Consider the following 19,757-nt stretch of genomic DNA (forward strand, 5'->3'; position numbering starts at 1 on the left):
CATGTCCCAAGGGTCTTGACGCGCTCTTAGCGCGGAGGGCGGCACGCTTAACGCGTCCCTGACGCCCCTGGCCGACACCGACCGGGGAGGGCGCACACGCGGCGAATCACCGGCCGGCTCGCCGAGAGGAGGGGCGGGGCGGCCGGTGGCCGGGCGGGAGCGTCAGGGCAGGGCCACCGCCAGGTTCCGCAGTGTGTCCGTGGCGCGCGGTGCCGGCTCGGCGGTCGGGCGGCGGGAGGCGGCCGCCGCCGTCGCGGGGCCGGTCGCGCCGGACGGGCCGCGGCGCAACCGGTACGCGAAGACGGCGGCGGCCAGCAGCGGGCCCCAGATCGGGAACGGGAAGATCAGCAGGGCCGTGAACATGCCGACGCCCATGCCGTCGCTCTCCAGGCCGTGGACGACGAAGCCCGGCGCGGCGACGCACGCCGCCGCGGCGACGACGCCGCCCGGGATCACCGCCATCCGCGGCGGCACGGGGCGTCCGCCCGCCATCGGGACCCAGCGGGGGAACCGCTCGCCCCAGCGCGCGATCAGGCCGAGGGTGAGCACCGTGCCGCCGACCGCCGCGATCCCGAGGCCCGCGCCCTGCATCCGGGTGGCCGGATTGTCCTCGCTGCCCATCAGGCCGATCGGCCACGGCGTGAGCCAGGTCAGCCGGATCAGGCCGTACGTCAGCGGGCACAGCCCCGCCGCGATCGTGGCGACCCGTCCCCAGCGGCGGGCGCCCTCGGGGGTCGCCCAGGCCGGAAGCCGGCCGCCGCCGCGCAGCAGCATCGTCTGGCGCAGCCACCGGAAGGCGGCGAACCCCCAGCCGGCGGCGACGGCCGACATCCCGATCCCCCAGAGCAGGCGCAGGTCGTAGTTCGCGAAGCTGTGGCCCACGTTCCGGGCGAACCGGGACACCGAGCCGATGGTGAGGAACCCGGTCGCCACTCCGACGGCCGCCAGCGCCAGCACCGCCCCGGCGGCCAGGTACCCGATCCGCTGGCGGCGGGCGCAGGCCACCGCCACGGTCGTCAGCACGATCAGCGGGCTGGTGAGTGCCAGGGTGTAGGCGAGCCCGACCATCAGCGTGACGTCGGCCATCACCAGGCCGAAGAACAGGGTCTCGGCGAGGGCGATCAGACCGGCGGCCCTCAGCGAGGCCGCGCCGGCGCGACGGCGCGCGGCGAACACGGTCGCCGCCAGGCCGCAGGCCGAGGCGGCCAGCAGCATCGCTCCCGCCGGCCGGTGCTCGATCAGGTGGGTGACCGACACCGTGACCTTGTCGGCGGAGCCGAACGGGTAGCTCGACGCTCGAGCGGACCACAGCGCGCCCACCCCGGCGGCGAGCAGTGTGAGCAGTCCCGATGCCGCGACCGGTCCCCGTGGCGGCCTGACCGCGCGGGCGTCGTCCTTCTGCGTTTCCATGGCGGCAGGCTAGAAAGCCCTGGCCGGGGCGCGGTTCCCCCAGCCGGGGGAGACGCCTCCCCCCGGCGAGCGAACCGGTCCCGGGCCGCTCTCCGCCCCGGTGCGGGACGGGGGCGCGTCGTCCGCACCGACCCTTGACACATAGCGACCGATTGGTTTCTATGTCGGCCATGGGCTTCGACGTCATCATCCGCGGCGGCCGGTGGTTCGACGGGACGGGCGCGCCGTCCGCGGTCCGCACCCTCGGCCTCAAGGACGGCAGGGTCGCCGCCGTCTCCGCCACCGACCTCCCCGCCGATGGCGCGCGGATCGTCGACGCGTCCGGCAAGTGGGTCATGCCGGGCTTCATCGACATCCACACCCACTACGACGTCGAGGCCCTGGCCGCGCCGGGGCTGGGCGAGTCGGTGCGCCACGGGGTCACCACGGTCGTGTTCGGGTCGTGCTCGCTGGGCACCGTCCATGTCGACCCCCTGGACGCGGCCGACCTGTTCAGCAGGGTAGAGGCCGTGCCGCGCGATCCCGTCCTGTCCATCCTCGGACGGCACCGCACCTGGGGTTCGGCCGCCGAGTACATCGCCGCGCTCGAAGACCTGCCGCTCGGCCCCAACGTCACCGCGTTCCTCGGTCACTCCGACCTGCGCGCCGCGGTGATGGGGCTCGGCCGCTCCACCGACCCGAAGGTCGCCCCGAGCGGAGGCGAGCTGCGCAGGATGGAGCTCCTGCTGGTCGACGCCCTGCGCGCCGGGATGATCGGCATGTCGGAGATGCGCAACCCCTGGGACAAGCTGGACGGCGACCGCTACCGCTCCCGCACCCTTCCCTCCACCTTCGGCACGCGCGCCGAGCGCCGCCGCCTCTACCGCATCCTGCGCAGCTCCGGGCGGGTCCTGCAGTCCATCCCGAACCTCAACCTGCCCGTCTCCCTGATCCCCGCGCTGCTGGCCTCCGTCGGGCGGGGCGACAGGAAGCCGCTGAAGACCAGCTACCTGACCGCGGCCGACGTCAAGGCCAACCCGTTCCTGATGCACGTCATGGGGCCGCTGGCGCGCGCGGTGAACCGGCTCGGCGGCGACTTCCGCTGGCAGCACCTGCCCGTCCCCTTCCAGGTGTTCGCCGACGGCATCGACCTCGTGGTCTTCGAGGAGTTCGGCGCCGGCGCCGCCGCGCTGCACCTGAAGGACGAGGTCGAGCGCAACGCCCTGCTGCGGGACGAGGCCTACCGGCGGCGCTTCCGGCGCGAGTACGAGAACCGGTGGACGCCGCGCGTGTGGCACCGCGACCTCTACGACGCCCACATCGTCGAGTGCCCGGACGCCTCCGCCGTCGGCAGGACGTTCGGGCAGGTCGGCGACGAGCGCGGGGTGCACCCGGTCGACGCGTTCCTGGACCTGGTGGTCGAGCACGGGACGAAGGTCCGCTGGCACACCACGATCTCCAACCACCGGCCCCGGGCCCTCGACCACCTCAGCTCCCTGCCCGAGGTGCAGATGGGGTTCTCCGACGCCGGGGCCCACCTGCGCAACATGGCGTTCTACAACTTCCCGCTGCGGCTGCTGCGCCGCGCCCACCACGAGGGCTTCATGCCGATCGAGCGGGCCGTCCACCGGCTCACCGGCGAGCTGGGCTCCTGGTACGGGCTGGACGCCGGGTTCCTGCGCGAGGGAGACCGCGCCGACCTCGTCATCGTCGACCCCGACCACCTCGGCCCGGAGCTCGACCAGGCGCACGAGGCCCCGGTCGAGGTGTTCGGCGGGATGCGGCGCATGGTCAACCGCAACGACGACACCGTCGTCGCGACGTTCGTCGCGGGAACCCCGATCTACGGCGCCGGCGACTACTCCCCCGAATTCGGCCACCGCCGCACCGGCCGCTTCCTGCGGGCCGGCGAACCGCGCGGCACCGTCGACCCCCGGACCCTGCCCGGCCCGGCTGCTATCGTCGGCTGAGTGGACGCCCAGCAACCCGTCCGGCGGCGCACCCAGCGCGAACGCAGGGAGGCGACCGTCGCCCGGCTGCTGGACGCGACGATCGCGGCCATCGCCGAAGCCGGCTACGCGGGCACCTCGGTGGGCGAGGTCTGCGCCCGCTCGGGCGTCTCCCGCGGCGGGCTGTTCCGCCACTTCGACTCGCGGCTCGACCTCGTCGTCGCCGCGGCCGAGCGGGTCGCCGCCCGCCACCTGGAAGCCGCCGCCGACCACCTGGCCGCCGCGCCGCCGGCGGACCTGCGCGCCGCGCTGGCCCTGATGCGCGGCCGCCACCGCGACCGCGAGAACGTCGTCTGGTTCGAGCTGATGGTCGCCGCCCGCACCGACGCCGACCTGCGCGCCCGCCTGGCCCCCGTCGCCGAGCGCTTCTTCGCCGACATCACGCGCCTCGCCCGCCGGGTCCCCGCGCTGGCCTGCTTCCCCGACGAGACCCTCCACCTGCTCGTCTCCTCCACGCGCAACCTCCTCGACGGCGAGACCATCTCCCGGACCCTCGTCCCCGAACCCGACGTCGAGGAGGCCCGCCTCGACTTCCTGGCCGACTTCGCCCGCCTCCTCGCCGCCCGCCGGACCAGCGCCTCGATCATCTGAGCGCGACCGGACAACCGAGTCGCGGCGCGCCACAACGGCCGGTTGTGCGCGCCTAGGGTGAGCCGGTGGACACCGAGGCATTGCGATCGTTCGTCCGGGCGGCCGAGCTCGGGCAGCTCCAGCACGCGGCCGACGAGCTGGGCGTGACGCAGCAGGCGGTCTCCAAGCGGATCGCCGCCCTGGAGCGCGATCTGGAGGTCCGCCTGTTCACGCGTACCGCCCGGGGTGTCGAGCTGACGCTGGACGGCCAGGCGCTCCTCCCCCACGCGCGGAGCGTCGTCGCCGGCGTCGAGCGCGCCGTCAGCGCCGTCAGGCCGGGCTCCCGCGCACCGCGCGTCGACGTCCTCGGCTTCCGGAGCGCCCAGGCCGTCGTCCTGCACGAGTACTGGCGGTCGCGTCCGGGGACCGACCTCGACGTGGTGACCCTCAGGGTCGACGACCCCCGCGCGGTGGTCGCCGCCATCGAGGCGGGCGAGATCGACGCCTCGTTCCGCACCGTGACGGACCCGGCCGCCCTGCCGCCGGGCGTGCGGATGATCCGCGCGTTCGACTCGCCGCTGGAACTCCTCGTCGGCCCGGCGCACCCGCTCGCCTCCGCACGGGTGCTGACCCCGCGGCGGCTGCGCAAGCACCGGATCTGGGTGCCGGGCATCGCGCCCCGCAGCGAGTGGGGAGAGTTCTACGACCAGCTCGCCACCGGCTTCGACCTGCGCGTCGACGCGGCGGGGCCGCACTTCGGAGACGAGGTGCTCCTGGACGTCCTCGCGGACTCGGCGGACGTGGCCACCCTCGTCGGCTCCCGGGACCGCTACATCTGGCCGGCGAGCTACGACCTGCGCCGCATCCCCATCGCGGACCCGACTCTCGTGTACCCGGTCTCGCTCATCCTCCCGAAGGCGAACCCCCATCCGGGGCTCCGCGGGATCATCGCCCACCTCGAAAGCCTGCCGAGGCCCTCCGAGCCGGTCTGGCTCCCGTCCTGGGCGACGCCCCGTGCGGCGCCGGCGGCCCCGCGACGGCTGACGAAGGCGACTTCGCCCGGGCACTGATACCGGTCACCCGAACCACCAGGAAGGATCGCGGCATGCCCAGCGACCGTCTCATGCGCATCCACAGTGCCGAGTTCCAGGCCATGGCCGCGAGGGTCCGGCGGGCCACCGAGCTCACGTCCCGGCTGAACGTCCTGCCCTTCGAGGACGAGGCGGGCAAGGCCGGGCTGTTCGAGCAGATCCTCGGCAGGCCGCTGCCCGCGGGAGTCACGATCTACCCGCCCTTCTACACGGACCACGGCCTGCGCCTGGACTTCGCGGAGCGCGTGTTCATCAACCAGAACTGCACTTTCCTGGACTACGCCGGCATTCGGCTCGGTGAGCGCGTGATGGTCGGGCCGAAGGCCACGTTCATCACCGCCGGCCACCCGGTCGATCCCGGGGAGCGGCGGGAGTGGCTGACCGGGGCGCCCATCGACGTGGCGGAGAACGTGTGGATCGGCGCGGGCGCCACCATCCTGCCCGGCGTCAGCATCGGCCGTGACTCCGTGGTCGCCGCCGGAGCGGTCGTGGCCGAGGACGTCCCGCCCGCGAGCCTGGTGACCGGCGCCAAGGCGACCGTGAACCGGCAGTGGTGACGGCGGCTCCGGGGATCATCCGGCGGCCGTGAGGAGGGCGTCGGCGACGGGGGTGCGGGCGTAGAGGACGTAGCGGCCGCTGCGGCGGGCGGTGACCAGGCCCGCCGCCCGTAGCGCGGTGAGCTGCTGGGAGACCGCGCCGGGCGAGAGTCCGGTGCGGTCGGCGAGCTCGGTGGTCGAGGTGGGCGAGGCCAGGACGGTGAGCAGCATCGCGCGGGTGGCGCCCAGCACCCCCGCGAGCGCGTCCGGCGCGTCCGGGCGGGCGGCGGCGGTCCACAGCAGGCCGACCCCGCGCGGCGGGTAGCGCACGGTGACCGGCCACGTCCCGCCGGTCTTGACGTAGACGCGCGGCCAGGCGAAGGCGGACGGCACGAGCACGACGCCGCGTCCGTCCAGCCGGTGCGCCGCGGAGTGGTGGACGAGCCGGATCGACAGGGTGTCGCCTCGCCATCGGATCGCCGGGTCGAGCGCGTTCAGCAGGCCCGCGGAACCGCCGTCGGCCTGCGCACGCGCGCGGAACAGCACGTCCGCTTCGAGCAGCTCGCGCACCCGCGGCCAGGCGGCGGCCAGCGCGGCGTCCCAGAACGCGCGGACCTCCCGGGCGAGCCGGGCCAATCCGTCGGCCGGGTCGGCGTACAGCTCCCGCAGCGGCGCGGTCCGGACACCGCCGGTCCGCTCCAGCTCGGCACGTACCTGCCGCGCGGGGACGGCTTGCAGCGCGGCGAGTTCCTCGTCCAGGCCGGGGGTGGAGACGCGGGGAGTCGGCGCGAGGAAGGACGGCAGGAAGCGGGGCGGCGGCGGCACGAGCGCGTCCAGCAGCGCGATGCGTCCGGCCGAGCGCAGTTCGGCGATCCGGGGCGTCGCGGCGGTGAGCCAGCGCCGGTGGAGCGCGTGCGCGGCCGGCTCCACCGGCGTGCGCAGCGCGGCGACGCACTCCCACAGGGGCGAGAACGCGAACCGGGTACGGGCCAGGTCGGCTGTGGTGAACTCCAGGTCCAGCACGGCGCCTCCCGACGGATTCGGACCAGTCTAAATCGATTCCGTCCCGCCCTCTCCGGCCCCGACGCTGTGCGGCATGGCGCATCGAAGCGTGTTCACCGTCCCCGCCTTCCGCCGGGTCTTCGCCGCCGCCGCGGTCAGCGAGATCGGCACCCAGATCAGCTACGTGGCGATTCCGCTGGTCGCCGTGGTGGCGCTGCACGGCTCCCCGGGCGAGGTCGGGGTCCTCGCGGGGCTGAGCACGGTCGCGTTCCTGGTGATCGGCCTGCCCGTGGGCGCATGGGTGGACCGGATGCGGCGGCGCAAGGTGCTGGTCGCCGCGGACCTGGCCCGCGCCGCGCTGCTCGGCTCGGTCCCGCTGGCCTGGTGGCAGGGCGTCCTGACGATGGCGCACCTGTACGCGGTGGTACTGGCGGCCGGCGGCGCCACGGTGTTCTTCGACGTGGCCAAGCTCAGCTACCTGCCGCACGCCGTCGGCCGCGACCGCCTGGAGGACGCCAACGCCAACCTCGTCGTCCTCGACGCGGCGGGCGACATCGGCGGGCGCGGCGTCGGCGGGTACCTGGCACAGGCGCTGTCCGCACCGGTGGCGGTCGGGGTGGACGCGCTGACGTACCTGTGGTCGGCGGCCTGCCTGCTGGGCATCCGCGCCGCCGAACCCGGACCGGCGCCTGGTCCGCGCGGCCGGCTGATCCGCGAGATGCACGACGGCCTGCGCTACGTGCTCGGCCACCCCGTGCTGCGTCCGATCCTGCTGGAGGGCGCCTGCACGAACCTGTCGATCCAGCTCACCGTGACCATGCTGCCGGTGGTGTTCGTCCGCGAGCTCGGCTTCTCCGGCGCCGCGCTGGGCGGCTTCCTCGCGTCCGGCGGCGTGGGCCTGCTCGCCGGGTCGATGGCCGCGCGGCGCGTCGGCCGCCGCCTCGGCCAGGGCCGCGCCCTGTGGCAGACGAGCCTCTGGCTCGCGCCGGCCGGCCTCCTGGTGCCGCTGGTCGGGCACGGCGCCTGGGTGTGGCTCGCCGCCCTGGCCTGGGTGGTGACGGCAGCCAAGATCGGCGTCGACAACGTCATCAAGGTGAGCTTCCGCCAGCGGGTCACCCCCGAGGCGCTGCTCGGCCGGATGAACGCCACCTTCCGCTTCCTGCTGATGGGAGCCCTGACGATCGGCGGCTTCCTGGCCGGCCTGATCGGCGCCCACGCCGGCCCGAGAGCGGTCCTCTGGCTCGGCGCCGCGATACCGGCCCTGTCCTGGCTCCTGCTCTACCTCTCCCCCCTCCGCCGCACGACCACCCTCCCCGACACTGAGGCCCCCTCTCCCTCAGGGGGATCCGTCGAGGGGGTGGAGGCCTTGGGGCGTGACCCGGTAGGAGGCGCGGAGGTCGGCGGTGGTGGCGAGGTCCAGGACGTGGGCCGCGAACCGTCGCGGGGCGAGCGGGGGGCCGAGGCGGGCGATGAAGGAGTCTGACGGGACGCCCTCGCGCTCGGCGTAGGCGGCGGCGTGCAGCGGCCTGGAGACCAGGCGGGCTCCGGCGGCCAGCACCGCCAGGGCCGGCCGGCGCTCGGCGAGCAGCCGCGCCGGGAGGCCCGGGTCGGCCACGTCGCCGGGCACCGGGGTGAAGGCGTCGCCGAGTTCGGCCCGCATCCCGTCGAGCACGCCGCGGTCGCGGGCGACTCCGAGGACGCCCGCGCCGGCGTCCACCAGGGCTCGGGCGACCGGTCATTCGGCGTCGAGCGCGACGGGCGGGCGGGGCGCCCGTCCGGGTTCGGGGCGGGCCGGGCGCCCGGGGGCGAGCCAGGCGGCGAGCACGCCGGCGGCGGCCACGCCCGCGGCGGCCCATTCGGCGGCGGTGAAGCCGTCCACGAACTGCCCGGGTGTGGCGTAACCGCCCTCGTGCGCGAAGACGGCGGCGACGATCGCGATGCCGAACACGCCTCCCACCTCCCGGAGGGCGTTGTTGGCACCGGCCGCGACACCGACGTCCCCAGGCGGCACGGACGAGACGACGGCGCCCGCGACGGTCGGGAAGCACATGGCGATCCCGACTCCCGCGACGATGAGCGGCAGCACGACGGTCCCGTAGCCGACGCCGGGCGAGGTCACCGCCGCCAGCCACCCCAGCCCGACCGCCTGGAGGAGGAGCCCGCCCAGCATGAAGGGCCGGAAGCCCCACCGGTCGGCGAGCGCTCCCGCGACGGGCGCCACCAGCATCGGCATCGCCGTCCACGGCAGGATGCGCAGGCCCGCCTGGAGCGGGGAGTAGCCGAGCGCGATCTGGAACATCTGCGCGATGAGGAACAGCGAGCCGATCAGGGAGATGAACTGGCAGAAGATGACCGCGTTCGCGGTGGTGAAGGCACGGTTGCGGAAGTAGGCCGGCGGCAGCATCGGGTGGGGCGCCCTGGTCTCCCAGCCGGCGAACGCGGCCACCAGGACGGTTCCGGCGGCCAGCGTCCCGATGACCTCCGGGTCTGTCCAGCCGACCGACGGGGCCCGGACGGCGCCCCAGGTCAGGCCGAACAGCCCGGCTCCGGCCAGCAGCAGCCCCACGGGGTCCAGGTGGGGCCGCGGCCCGCGGGACTCGCGCAGCAGCAGGGCCGACAGCGGTATCAGGACCAGCCCGGCGGGAACGTTGATCCAGAAGATCCACTCCCAGGAGATGCCCTCCAGGACGGCCCCGCCGACGAGCGGCCCCGCGGCCACCCCCAGGCCGGAGACGCCGCCCCAGATCCCGATCGCCGTGCCCTTCCTCTCGTCGGGGAACGCGGCGCTGATGAGCGTGAGGGTGAGCGGCAGGACGATCGCGGCTCCCGCGCCCTGCACCACCCGCGCCGCGATCAGGGCCCCGGCGCTGTGCGACAGGGCGGCACCCGCCGAGGCGAGGGTGAAGACCGCGAGCCCCGCCAGGTACATGCGGCGCCGCCCGAAGCGGTCCCCGAGCGCGGCCCCCGTCGGGATCAGGCAGGCGAAGACCAGGTTGTAGGCGTTGATGGTCCATTCCAGGTCGGCCAGGCTCGCGCCCAGCCGGGTCCGCAGCACGGGCAGGGCCGTGGCCACCACGACCACGTCCAGGGAGGTGAGGAAGACCCCCAGGGACGCGAGCGCCAGCGTCCAGCCCATCGCCGAAGGTCGAGTCGTCATGAGCACCTCTCGCCGTACGACCGGCGCCGCCGGCCGAAACATTCAGTCGATTGGCTGAACATTGCCACGGCCGCTAATATTTCGCAATGTGGCTGAACGTTCGGACGTGCTCGACCTGACCTACGCGGCCCTGGCCCACCCGACCAGGCGAGCGATCCTGGAGCAGCTGCGCGACGGGCAGGTCCGGGTCACCGACCTCGCCCAGCGGTTCCCGGCCGCGCTGGCCACCGTGTCCAAGCACATCCAGGTCCTGGAGAAGGCCGGCCTGGTCCGGCGCGAGATCCAGGGCCGCGACCACTACCTGCGCGCCGACCCCTCCCACCTGACCGAGGCCGAGCAGTGGATCGCCGACTACACCGGCTTCTGGCAGCGCGGCACCGACGCCCTCGCCCGCCATCTGGAGCGGGGAAGGACCACGCCCACAGCGCAGGGGCCCACGTGACCGACCAGGGGACGGCGACCGTCCGCGTCTCCCGCACGCTCAACGCCGCCGTCGAGGACGTCTTCGACGCCTGGACCGACGCCGACCGGCTCCAGCAGTGGCTGCTGCCCGGCCCCGGCACCGTCGCCCGGGCCGAATGCGACCCGGTGGTCGGCGGGCGCTTCCGCATCGCCAAGCTCTTCCCCACCGGCGTCGACGAGGTCACCGGCCGCTACCTGGTCGTCGAGCCCCCGCACAGGCTCGTCTTCACCTGGGAGTCGCCGGGCACCACCGGAGGGCGCCAGACCCGCGTCACCGTCACCCTCCGAGCCGACGGCGACACGACCGACATGACCATCCTCCACGAGCGCTTCCCGGCCGAGCCCTTCGCCGACGGGGCCCGCGCGGCCTGGACCAGCATCGCCGCCAAGCTCGAAACCCACCTGACCCGCCCGACCGCGGCCTGACCCCGGCCGGGGACCTCATCGGCGGGGCGTGCGCGGGATCGTGCCGCGGAGGGCGGCCTCTATCTCGGTCAGTTTTTCGGCCAGGTGGAGGAGGGCGCCCACGGACGGGTCCTCGGTGCCGCCCGCGAGGGTCTGGGCGCGGCGGTAGGCGGCTTTGATCTCGGTCCAGCGGGCGGCTTCGGACGGGGTCAGGGTGCCCTGGAGCTCGGCGAGCTTGAGGAGGTTGGCCTCCGCGTCCGAGGTGAGGGTCTGGGCTTCGGCGCGGTAGTGGTCGTCGATGACCGCTTGCAGCTCCGTCTCGTCCATCACGGGGAGGATGCGTTCGGCGAGCTTGTTCATGTCGCGGTAGGAGCCCTGGAGGCGGAACGGCGGTTCGGTGCGGGACGGGTCGTCCTGGGCGGCGGAGGCCATGTAGGCGCGGTTGACCGTCAGGACGACCTGCTGCGCGCGGCGGAGCTTGGCGAGCACGGACAGGATGTCGTCCAGCTCGGCCTGGGAGTACGGGTGGGACAGGCGGTCGGGGTGGACGGTCCGGTCCCCCGCCGCCAGGCGGACCAGCAGTTCGACGTCGGCGCGGTCCCGGCCGCAGAGGGGCGCGAGGACCGGGTTCGAGGTCAGGGCGTTCTCGATGTAGCTGAGCGCGAACAGCTCGTCCTTGCCGGACAGGACGTCGCCGAGGTTCCACACGTCGGCGCGGTTGGCGAGCATGTCGGGGACGCGGAAGCGGCGGCCCGACTCGGTGTAGGGGTTGCCCGCCATGCAGACGGCGAAGCGCTTGCCGCGCAGGTCGTAGCTGCGTGCGGCTCCTTCGATGCGGCGTTGGGCGTCGCAGAGCGGGATGAACTTCTGCAGGAGTTCCGGCGAGGTGTGCTGGATGTCGTCGAGGTAGAGCAGGACGTTGGTGCCCATCTCGAGCGCGAAGTTGATCTTTTCGACCTCGCGGGCGGCGGTGGCGTCCGGCGCCTTGGCCGGGTCCAGGGAGGTGACGCCGTGGCCGAGCGCCGGACCGTCCACCTTGACCAGGGCCAGGCCGAGGCGGTCGGCGACGTACTCCATCAGGGTCGTCTTGCCGTAGCCGGGCGGTGAGATGAGCAGGAGCATGCCCATCTGGTCGGCGCGGTCGCCGTCGCCCAGCTGCTTGGCGAGGTTGTCGCCGATGAGGGGGAGGTAGACCTCGTCGATGAGGCGGTTGCGGACGAACGAGCTCATCGTGCGCGGGCGGAGGCCCGCCACTCCGAGGCGCTTCTCCTCGGCCGCGACCAGTTCGTTCCGCTTCTTCTGGTAGGCGCGGAACGCGGGGACCCGCTCGGCGCGGAAGCGGCGCGTCCTGGCGAGGAGTTCGTCCAGGCGCAGGTCGAGGCGGCGGCCGGTGATCCTCGGGTGGCGGCCGAGCAGGTCGTCGACGGTGGCGGCCGTCGCCGCGGGCGAGTCGTAGCGGGCGGACGGGCACAGGAGCATGGCCACGGCCTCGGGCAGGTCGGCCGGGTCGCCGTCCGCCCCCGTCCCGAGGTAGGCGGAGAGCCACGCCTCGGCGAGCTGCCGGCGCGCGGCGAGGGTTCCCGCGCCGCGCAGGTCCTCGTCCAGGGACGCGGCGCCGAGCGCCTGGGCGAAGTCCTTGAGGAGGGTGCGGGCACCCTCGCTCGTCACGAAGCCGTCGGGGGCGGTGGCGAGCTCTTCGATCAGGTACTCGGCGGTCAGCGGGCCGGGGGCGGGCATGGCGCCGCGCTCGGTGAACGCGGCGATGGCCGAGCGGAGCTCGCCGGTGAGGGCGGTGAGGGCGCCCGGACGTCCGAACGCCTCGCGGGCGCGGACGAGGGAGCGGGCGCGGACCGTCCACGCCGCGCGCTCGGCCTCGTCGGGGCCGTGCGTCCAGAAGACCTGGGCGGCGGCGCGGGCCTCGCCCGGGTAGCGCAGGAGGCCCGCCTCGGTGTGCAGGCGCAGGAGCGCCTCCAGGATGCGGGCCGCGTCGTGGTCGTGGACGCCCCGCTCGTAGCCCTCGTCGTAGCGGTCGGCGGCCGCCTCCTGGACGAGGGCGAGCAGCCGGCCGCCCGCGGCGGCCCGGCGCAGGTCGCCGGGGTCCGCGTCGGCGAGGAGCGAGGCCGCCAGGTACTCGGCGCGGTAGGTCTCCGCCGTCTCCGAGACGAGGCTCTGGCTCCAGAAGGGGCGGGTCACCGCGAAGTCCGCGTCCAGGACGGGCGCGCGGTAGTCGGTCCCCGTGATCGTGAAGGCGACGGAGTCGCGGTGCGGGACGAGGGTCAGCTCGATCGGGCGGGTGTTGACCGCGAACCGGTGGCGGCCGAGGCGGATCGTCCCGCCACCGTCGCCGTACAGGTCGAGGCGGTCGCGCAGGGCGCGCCCGGCCTCCTGCCGGGCGGCGCCCAGGCGGCCGTCCAGTTCCTCGGCGCGGGCGGCCTCGCCCAGCTCGCGCAGCTCGTCCGCGATCGCGCGGAGCCGGACCACCATCGCGTCGGTGGTGAAGTAGGCGGTGACCTCGTCCCGGGACGCGAGCGCGGCGGCGCGGCGGTGGACGCCGGACAGGATCCGGTCGGCCGATTCGGTAAGGCGCTCACTGCGGCGGGCCCGCTCGTCCAGGAGCGTCTGCTTGCGGGAGGAGAACGCCTCGTAGAGCTCGGTCCGCTTGGTCTCCAGCGCGGCGAGGAACTCCTCCGGCTCGGCGAAGCGGGCCTGGAGCGTCTCCAGCCGGAGCAGCAGGCGGCCGAGTTGCGCGTCGCAGTCCTCGGGGGTCGACGACGCGGAGAGGGCGCCGGAGATGGACTGGTCCAGCAGGCCGAGTTCGGCGGCGAACGCGGCGCTCCCCTCGCGGGCGAGCAGATCGCGGCGGCGCTCGTCGAGGACGGCGCGGGCCCGGTTGAGGCCGCCGAGCACCTCCCCGACGCGCTCCAGGATCGCGGTCCGCGCGGTGGCGTCGGTGATGTCGAGGTCGCCGACGACCTCGGTGACGACGTCCAGCCCCTCGTTCTGCGCGTCGAGGAGGCCGGCCAGCGACGCGGCGTCGGCCGCCGTTCCGATGGCGCGCGCCGCCTCGGCGATGCGCTCGACCTCGGCGTGGTAGCCGGTGAACGCGTCCTCGCCCCGCAGGTACTCGACGGCCTGCCGCGCGGCCTCGTCCAGCTCCGTCCGGGCGTTCTCCGAGAGCTCGTCGATCCGGGCGCCGTCGGCGTGACGGAGGTCGCGCAACGTCTCCAGGTGGCCCTGGACGCGGCGGAACTCGGCCAGCCGGGAGACCCAGCCGTCGGCGCTGTCCGGCACCTCGGTGCCCGCACGGCGGATCAGGGCGGCGAGCCGCTCCCCCGCCTCCGCGACGGCGGCGGCCGCCTGCTCGGTGAGCGCGCGGACCTTCTCGTACTCGTCCAGGACCTGGCCCGCGGTGGCGCGGACCTCGGCGAGCGGGGACGCGAGGTCCCCGAGCCGGTCGTCGCCGAGCCAGGGGTACAGGTCCGCCGCGCGGGTGCAGGAGGCGATCAGCGCCTCGAACACCCGGTCGGACGGGGAGGTCTCCGCGACCATGCGAGTGATCGACAGGCACTCGGAGACGCCGCGCACGAGGTCGGCGTTCCCGACCCGCTCCAGCGGGCCGGTGCCGACGGGCTGGGCGGCGGCGTACGCGTCGGACGTGAACGGTGTCGCCCAGATCTGCATCGGGTGGACGCGGGAGGGCTCGTCGGACAGCGCCCGCATGACGACGAGCGTCCCGTCGTCGAACAGCGAGTACCCGTGGCAGGTGATCGGCGCCGCGACCCGCTTGCGGATCACGTTGTAGGGCAGCAGCAGCGACCGGCCGTCCTCCCGCGAGTGGAAGACGTACAGGACGTCCTCCCCGTTGGGAGCGCGGAGGGCCCGCTCGTACTCCAGGCCCGCGACGTCGGTGTCGAACGTCTTCGCGGCGCCCGTGTCGAGGTGGTAGCCGCCCGGGAAGATGATCCCGTGGTCGTCCGGCAGGCGGCGGCACGCCTGCTCGATCCCGTCGAGCCGCTCCACCTCCTTGGTGCGGACGTTGAACACCAGGTGCCGCCACGCGGACTCGTTGTACGGCCTGATCCGCAGCAGGATCAGCGCCCCGACCCGGGCGTGCAGGACGTCGGCGTCCGCGAGCGACTGGAGCGGCTCGTCCACCGGCTCGGAGTAGATCCCCTCGCCGGTCCCCGTGTTGTCCTCGATCTTGACGGTGAGGGTCCCGCCGATCGTCTCGACGAACACCTCGCCCTCGATCGAGATGTGGGGGTGGCGCCCGGCGACGTGGTCGTCCCGGGTGGCCTCGACCCAGTCGACGTCGTGGGCGGGAGGGAACGCGTGGTCGCGCTCTCCCTGGTTGTCCTCGTAGGCGACGCCGCCGTCCGGCGCGGTCCGCCACCGCAGGACGCGCAGGTCCGACAGGCGCGGACCGGTCTGGAAGACGGCGAGCAGCCGGCCCTCCACCAGGCGCAGCTGGAGCAGCCGCGCCTGCCGGTAGTACCGGTACATGTCAGCGAAGTCGCGCAGGAAGCGCGGGTCGTCCAGCAGGCCCGGCGCGGCCTCCGGCCCCGCCTGGACGAACCGGATGCCGTCCTCGTCGCGGGTGAGCCGGTGCAGTGAGAAGACATCGCCGACCGTCGTCTCCGGCTTCAGCCCGAGGAAGGCGTTGCAGCCGAACAGCATCACCCCGCCGAGCGCCACCACATCGCGGGGCACGCAGTTGTGCTCCGTCCGGATCCGCTCGGTGCCCGCCAGCCGCAGGTCCGACCCGCCGAAGACCTCCAGCCGCCGGGCGTTCAGCGCCTCCGCCCGGCGCGCCAGCTCGCCCGCGTGCCCGGCGAGCCGCGCGCGCAGCACCTCGTACGTGCCGTGGTCCGGCTCCGCGTGCCGGTTCCCGGCCCCGCCGGGCTCTGTCATGTCCACGCTCTGCCTCCCGTTCGTCCGCCTCGACGCGCGCCGGACCCCGTCTCGTCCACGCGGCTCCCGGCCTGCCCCGCCCGCCCCGCGCGGGTGAGCCGCCGGCGGCTCACCCGCGGGGTGTCAGCGGGCCGCGGCGAGGTCGGCGCCGTTCGCCTGGTCCGTGCCGTTGAGCTTCGACAGCGGGGCGTCGGCGACGCCCAGGCGGCGCGCGGTGTCCAGGAGGTCCTGGAGACCGGCGCTGTCCGCGCCGCCGGACCTGATCAGGCGCAGCAGGAGCGCCGAGAGCGTCAGGTCCCGCACGCCGCCGGTGTCGACCGCGCCGAGCACGCGGGCCAGGTCGTCGGTGAAGCTCGCCGAGCCGTCCAGCCACGGGCCCGCCACCGCCTTCGCGACATCGGAGTTCTGGACGAAGCCGTCCACGCTCCTGCCGAGGGCGACCGACCCGACCAGGCGGTCGAAGAAGACCGAGTCGCCGCCGACGATGCTGATGTCGGCCTGCTCCAGCCCGGTCGCGAGGACCGCGGCCTGCGCCTCGGCGACCTTCTGCTGCACCTCGATCCCGGCCAGCCGCACGTCCTTCTCCGCCTCCAGGCGCAGCCGGTACTCCTCGTGCTGGCGGGACGCCTCGTCCAGCGCGGCCATCGCGCCGGCCTTGTCGGTCAGCCCCTCCGCCTCGGCCTTCAGGCCGTCGCGGATCCGGCCGGCCTCGACCAGGGCCATCTCCCGCGCGACCATGGCCTCGGCGCGCCCGACCTTCTCGATGGCCTCGGCGTCGCGCTCGCGCACCTGGACCTCGGCGAGCCCTGCCGCGGCGGCCTCCGCGCGCAGCCCCTCGGCCAGCCTGATCTTCGCCTGCGCGTCCAGCTCGGCGGTCTCCTGCCGGGCCCGCGCGAGGGTCAGCTCCTCGCGGGCGCGGTGCGCGGCGGCCGCCTCCGCCGCCTCGGCGGCCTTGATGTCCTTGACCAGGTTCTCCTGCGCCTCCGCCTCCGCGTGGATGATCACAGCCTGGCGGGCGCGCTCGGCCTCCTCGACCGCGCGGAGCCGCTTGATGGCCTCCTCCTGCTCGGCGACGGTGCGCTCGACCGCGATCCGCTCGCGGACGACGTCGGCGATCTCCCGCTTCTCCGCCTCGACCTCCTTGTCGGCCGCGATGCGGGTCAGCTGCGTCTCGCGCTCGCGGGCGATGACCTCCAGCAGGCGGTCCTTCTCGATCCGCTCGCTCTCGATCGCGAGGACCCGCTCCTTGTTCTTCGCCGCCACCGACACCTCGCGGTCGCGGTTCTCGTTCTGGACGCCGAGCTGCTCGTCGGTGCGCAGGTGCGCGGCCTGCGCCCGCAGCCGCTCCTCGGCCTTGACCCGCTCGATCTCGGCCGCCTCGCGGGCCCGGACGGTCTCGACCTCGCGCTCCTGGCGCAGCTCGGCGTCCGCCTGCCGGCGCTCCAGCTCCAGGATCGCCTCGCGCGCCTCGACGTTCTGGCGCGTGATCTCCTTCTCCTCGTTGCGGGCGTGCTCGTTGGTGCGGACGTGCTCGATCGCCGTCAGCTCGGTGATCTTCCGGATGCCCTGGGCGTCCAGGATGTTCGACCTGTCCAGGGAGAGCAGGGGCGTCTGCTCCAGGTGGTCGATGGCGGCGTCCTCGAGGCTGTACCCGTTCAGGTCCGTCCCGATGACGCGGATGATGTGGTCGCGGAACTCGTCGCGGCGGGTGTAGAGGTCGGCGAAGTCCAGGTGCTTGCCGACGGTCTTCAGCGCCTCCGAGAACTTGGCGGCGAAAAGCTCCTGAAGCGTCTCCTGGTTGCTGGCGCGCTCGGTGCCGATCGCCTGCGCCACCTTGATCACGTCCTCGACGGTCTTGTTGACGCGGACGAAGAACGTGATGCGGATGTCGGCGCGGATGTTGTCCTGGCAGATCAGCCCGTCCCGGCCGGTCCGCTCGATCTCGATCGTCTTGACCGAGATGTCCATGAGCTCCGCCCGGTGCAGGACGGGCAGGACGATCGCCCCGGTGAAGGTGACGTCGACCTTCTTGAGCTTGGAGATGATGAGCGCGCGGCCCTGGTCGACCTTGCGGAACAACCGGGTCACCATGAGCACGAGGCCGAGGGTGACGAGCAGCGCGAGAGCGAGGAGCACACCGGCTCCTATCGTGATGGTGTCCATCGAGATCCCTGTCTGCCAGAGGGGATGAGCAGTCGGGCGGCCTGGCGGGCGGCCGCGGGTCCTAGCGGAGGTCGGGGGCCGTGTCGTAGGGCATGACCCAGAAGAAGTGGCCGTCCGGATCGATGTCGAAGATCAGCGCCGTGCTGCCGGCGGTGAGGCCGGCGCCCGCCGGGGCGCCGGCCGCCGCGCCCGCCACGGGCACGTCCATGGCGGGCTGCCGCACCTGGACGATGGCGGACGATCCGTCCGGGGCGGTCACCTCGGCCTGGCCGAAGTCCGGCCCGACGCGCCCCGTGCGGATGACGCACGGGAGCCCGACGAAGTCGCGCAGCGAGGCCTCGGCCCTGCCCTGGAAGACGCGCCGCAGCGGCAGGACCGCCGCCCGCGTCCCGATCCAGGCGACGACCAGCGCGAACGGCAGGACGAGCGCCCGCAGGACGGCGCCGTCCAGCAGCGCCGAACCTGCCAGGCTGACGAACCAGGCGAGGCCGACGAGCACCGACAGCACGACCGTCGCCGGGACCCCGCCCAGCCCGAGCGGCGCGAGGTGCTCCGCGGCGAACCCGTCCTCGGCGCCGGCGCCGGCGCCGGCCCCCGTGTCGGCATCGGCGCCGGCGCCGAGGAAGTCGATTCCAAGGCCGCCGAGCAGGACGAGCGTCCAGTACCCGGCCACCACCAGAAGAGAGAAACTGAAGAGCGCGGTCGGAAAACCGAGCGCGACATCGACGAATTCGCCCATTTAATTGCACGCTTCCGCGTCGAGACGTCATGAACTGCGGAAGGGCGCGCCGGCCAGGGCCGCCCGACCGTGAGGAAAGGCTGCGTCAGTCGAAGAAGGGGCCTGGCTCAGCTATCCGGGAAGACGTGCGCCCAGAACACCCGGCAGAGGGCGGGTGGCAGGTCGAGCCGCGGGGCGGTACGGCCGGGCGGAGCCGGCGGGACGAAGAAGTGCCGGGGAGTCATAGACCCTCCTGGTCGCAGACGTATCCTGTCTCGCCGACCAGACTTCCCGGCACACCGAGAGACACTTTAACTCATTTGCCGGGCTAACGGAAGCCTTTAACGCCGGACTCGGGCGCCGTCGCGCTCTTCGGTCGGGGAAACCCGCTAATGGCGGCCGATCCCGGACGCCGTTTCCCGTAAACCCCGGACGCTATTTGCTACAAGTGTCGTAGACGGGAACGGTCGCTTCGCTCCGGGCCGGGCGCGGGACGACGGGGATCCGGCCGAGGCAGGCGAGGAACGTGCCGAGCGCCCAGCCCGCGACGGCGTCGGTCGGCCAGTGGTAGCCGAGCGCCACGACGGCGAACGCGACGCCCGCCGCCACGGCGTGGGCGGCGGCCGTCCAGGCGCGGGAGGCGCCGGTCACCGCCGCCGCGAACAGCAGGCAGGCGGCCGCGTTGGCGGCATGCCCAGACGGACAGGACAGCACCCCGGCGGCGAACAGCAGGTCGTGACCGGTGCGCGGCGGCGTCCGGGCCAGCGCGACCTGCGTCCCGCGCACCAGGACTTCACTGGCCCGACCTCTCCCCGAAGACTACTACTACATTTGTAGCAGTAAGCTGGGAAGCGGTGGAGACGGCCAACGAGCGGAGGATGACGATGCCTTTCTGGGACAAGCTGCGCGAGTCAACCCAGACCATGCAGACGCAGCTGCTCAGTAGGAAGAACGAACTGAAGAGCGGAGCGTTCCGCGACGCGAGCATGGCGATGTGCGCTCTGGTCGCCGCCGCCGACGGCAGCGTGGACCCGTCCGAGCGGCAGCGGACCGCCTCGCTGATCGCCTCCAACGAGGTGCTCCAGAACTTCCCGGCCGACGACCTGCAGCGCCGGTTCAACGACTACGTCGGCAAGCTGACCGCCGACTTCGACTTCGGGAAGGTGGCGGTCCTCCAGGACATCGGCAAGGCGAAGAAGAGGCCCGCCGAGGCGCGCGCCGTCATCCAGATCGGCATCGTGATCGGCGGCGCGGACGGCAACTTCGACCAGAGCGAGCGCGCCGTCGTCCGCGAGGCGTGCTTCGCCGTCGGCCTCGACCCCGCCGAGTTCGACCTGTGAGCGG

Annotated in this window: 15 protein-coding genes; 8 read left to right on the forward strand and 7 right to left on the reverse strand. The window is 73.8% G+C overall.

All coding sequences use genetic code 11. The features are described from left to right. Positions 1-162: 162 nt before the first annotated feature. On the reverse strand, positions 163-1,410 hold the full coding sequence (locus FKD65_RS19710; protein WP_141578892.1) for a hypothetical protein: 1,248 nt from the start codon (positions 1,408-1,410) through the stop codon (positions 163-165). Positions 1,411-1,580: 170 nt separating this feature from the next. On the opposite strand from FKD65_RS19710, the gene FKD65_RS19715 reads away from it, so the two are divergent. The 4 genes from FKD65_RS19715 (at position 1,581) to FKD65_RS19730 (ending at position 5,616) form a co-directional block, all read left to right on the forward strand. Continuing rightward, positions 1,581-3,359, forward strand: a complete 1,779-nt coding sequence (locus FKD65_RS19715; RefSeq protein ID WP_141578893.1) for an amidohydrolase family protein — start codon at positions 1,581-1,583, stop codon at positions 3,357-3,359. Further along, positions 3,360-3,989: a TetR/AcrR family transcriptional regulator gene (locus tag FKD65_RS19720; RefSeq protein WP_141578894.1), complete on the forward strand. Its 630-nt coding sequence runs from the start codon at positions 3,360-3,362 to the stop codon at positions 3,987-3,989. Between the two features lie 65 nt (positions 3,990-4,054). After that, on the forward strand, positions 4,055-5,038 hold the full coding sequence (locus FKD65_RS19725) for a LysR family transcriptional regulator (protein ID WP_141578895.1): 984 nt from the start codon (positions 4,055-4,057) through the stop codon (positions 5,036-5,038). Positions 5,039-5,073: 35 nt separating this feature from the next. Continuing rightward, on the forward strand, positions 5,074-5,616 hold the full coding sequence (locus FKD65_RS19730; RefSeq protein ID WP_141578896.1) for a DapH/DapD/GlmU-related protein: 543 nt from the start codon (positions 5,074-5,076) through the stop codon (positions 5,614-5,616). A gap of 15 nt (positions 5,617-5,631) precedes the next feature. Here FKD65_RS19730 and FKD65_RS19735 read toward each other — a convergent pair whose 3' ends face one another. Next, the gene (locus tag FKD65_RS19735; RefSeq protein ID WP_141578897.1) at positions 5,632-6,618 is read right to left on the reverse strand and encodes a DUF5937 family protein; all 987 of its coding nucleotides are present in this window, start codon (positions 6,616-6,618) and stop codon (positions 5,632-5,634) included. Positions 6,619-6,691: 73 nt separating this feature from the next. On the opposite strand from FKD65_RS19735, the gene FKD65_RS19740 reads away from it, so the two are divergent. After that, positions 6,692-8,080, forward strand: coding sequence for an MFS transporter (locus FKD65_RS19740; protein ID WP_141578898.1), 1,389 nt, complete (start codon positions 6,692-6,694; stop codon positions 8,078-8,080). Between the two features lie 252 nt (positions 8,081-8,332). Here the strand turns inward: FKD65_RS19740 and FKD65_RS19745 are convergent, their stop codons facing one another. After that, positions 8,333-9,754, reverse strand: coding sequence for an MFS transporter (locus FKD65_RS19745; protein ID WP_141578899.1), 1,422 nt, complete (start codon positions 9,752-9,754; stop codon positions 8,333-8,335). An 88-nt stretch (positions 9,755-9,842) separates the two neighbouring features. Between FKD65_RS19745 and FKD65_RS19750 the strand changes: the two genes are divergently transcribed. Together FKD65_RS19750 and FKD65_RS19755 are read left to right on the forward strand one after the other, a co-directional pair. Then, complete coding sequence (locus tag FKD65_RS19750) at positions 9,843-10,196, forward strand: helix-turn-helix transcriptional regulator (protein WP_205718722.1); 354 nt, start codon at positions 9,843-9,845, stop codon at positions 10,194-10,196. Continuing rightward, positions 10,193-10,642 carry an SRPBCC domain-containing protein gene (locus FKD65_RS19755; protein ID WP_168221115.1) on the forward strand — a complete coding sequence of 150 codons (450 nt, stop codon included), beginning with the start codon at positions 10,193-10,195 and terminating at the stop codon, positions 10,640-10,642. The genes FKD65_RS19750 and FKD65_RS19755 overlap by 4 nt, the downstream gene beginning before the upstream one ends. 15 nt (positions 10,643-10,657) lie before the next feature. Here FKD65_RS19755 and FKD65_RS19760 read toward each other — a convergent pair whose 3' ends face one another. From FKD65_RS19760 to FKD65_RS19775, 4 genes are all read right to left on the reverse strand, one after another. Further along, positions 10,658-15,532: a DNA repair ATPase gene (locus FKD65_RS19760; RefSeq protein WP_141586947.1), complete on the reverse strand. Its 4,875-nt coding sequence runs from the start codon at positions 15,530-15,532 to the stop codon at positions 10,658-10,660. Positions 15,533-15,655: 123 nt separating this feature from the next. Next, the gene (locus FKD65_RS19765) at positions 15,656-17,695 is read right to left on the reverse strand and encodes a flotillin family protein (protein WP_141578901.1); all 2,040 of its coding nucleotides are present in this window, start codon (positions 17,693-17,695) and stop codon (positions 15,656-15,658) included. Positions 17,696-17,756: 61 nt separating this feature from the next. Continuing rightward, a complete protein-coding gene (locus FKD65_RS19770; protein WP_141578902.1) occupies positions 17,757-18,434 on the reverse strand; it encodes a hypothetical protein in 678 nt (225 codons plus the stop codon). 414 nt (positions 18,435-18,848) lie between these two features. After that, positions 18,849-19,199 carry a phosphatase PAP2 family protein gene (locus FKD65_RS19775; RefSeq protein WP_240810248.1) on the reverse strand — a complete coding sequence of 117 codons (351 nt, stop codon included), beginning with the start codon at positions 19,197-19,199 and terminating at the stop codon, positions 18,849-18,851. A gap of 98 nt (positions 19,200-19,297) precedes the next feature. Here FKD65_RS19775 and FKD65_RS19780 point away from each other — a divergent pair, with 98 nt between their 5' ends. Next, on the forward strand, positions 19,298-19,753 hold the full coding sequence (locus FKD65_RS19780; protein ID WP_141586948.1) for a tellurite resistance TerB family protein: 456 nt from the start codon (positions 19,298-19,300) through the stop codon (positions 19,751-19,753). Positions 19,754-19,757 lie beyond the last annotated feature (4 nt).

The sequence above is a fragment of the Actinomadura sp. WMMA1423 genome (genome assembly GCF_006547145.1).
GTDB lineage: Bacteria > Actinomycetota > Actinomycetes > Streptosporangiales > Streptosporangiaceae > Spirillospora.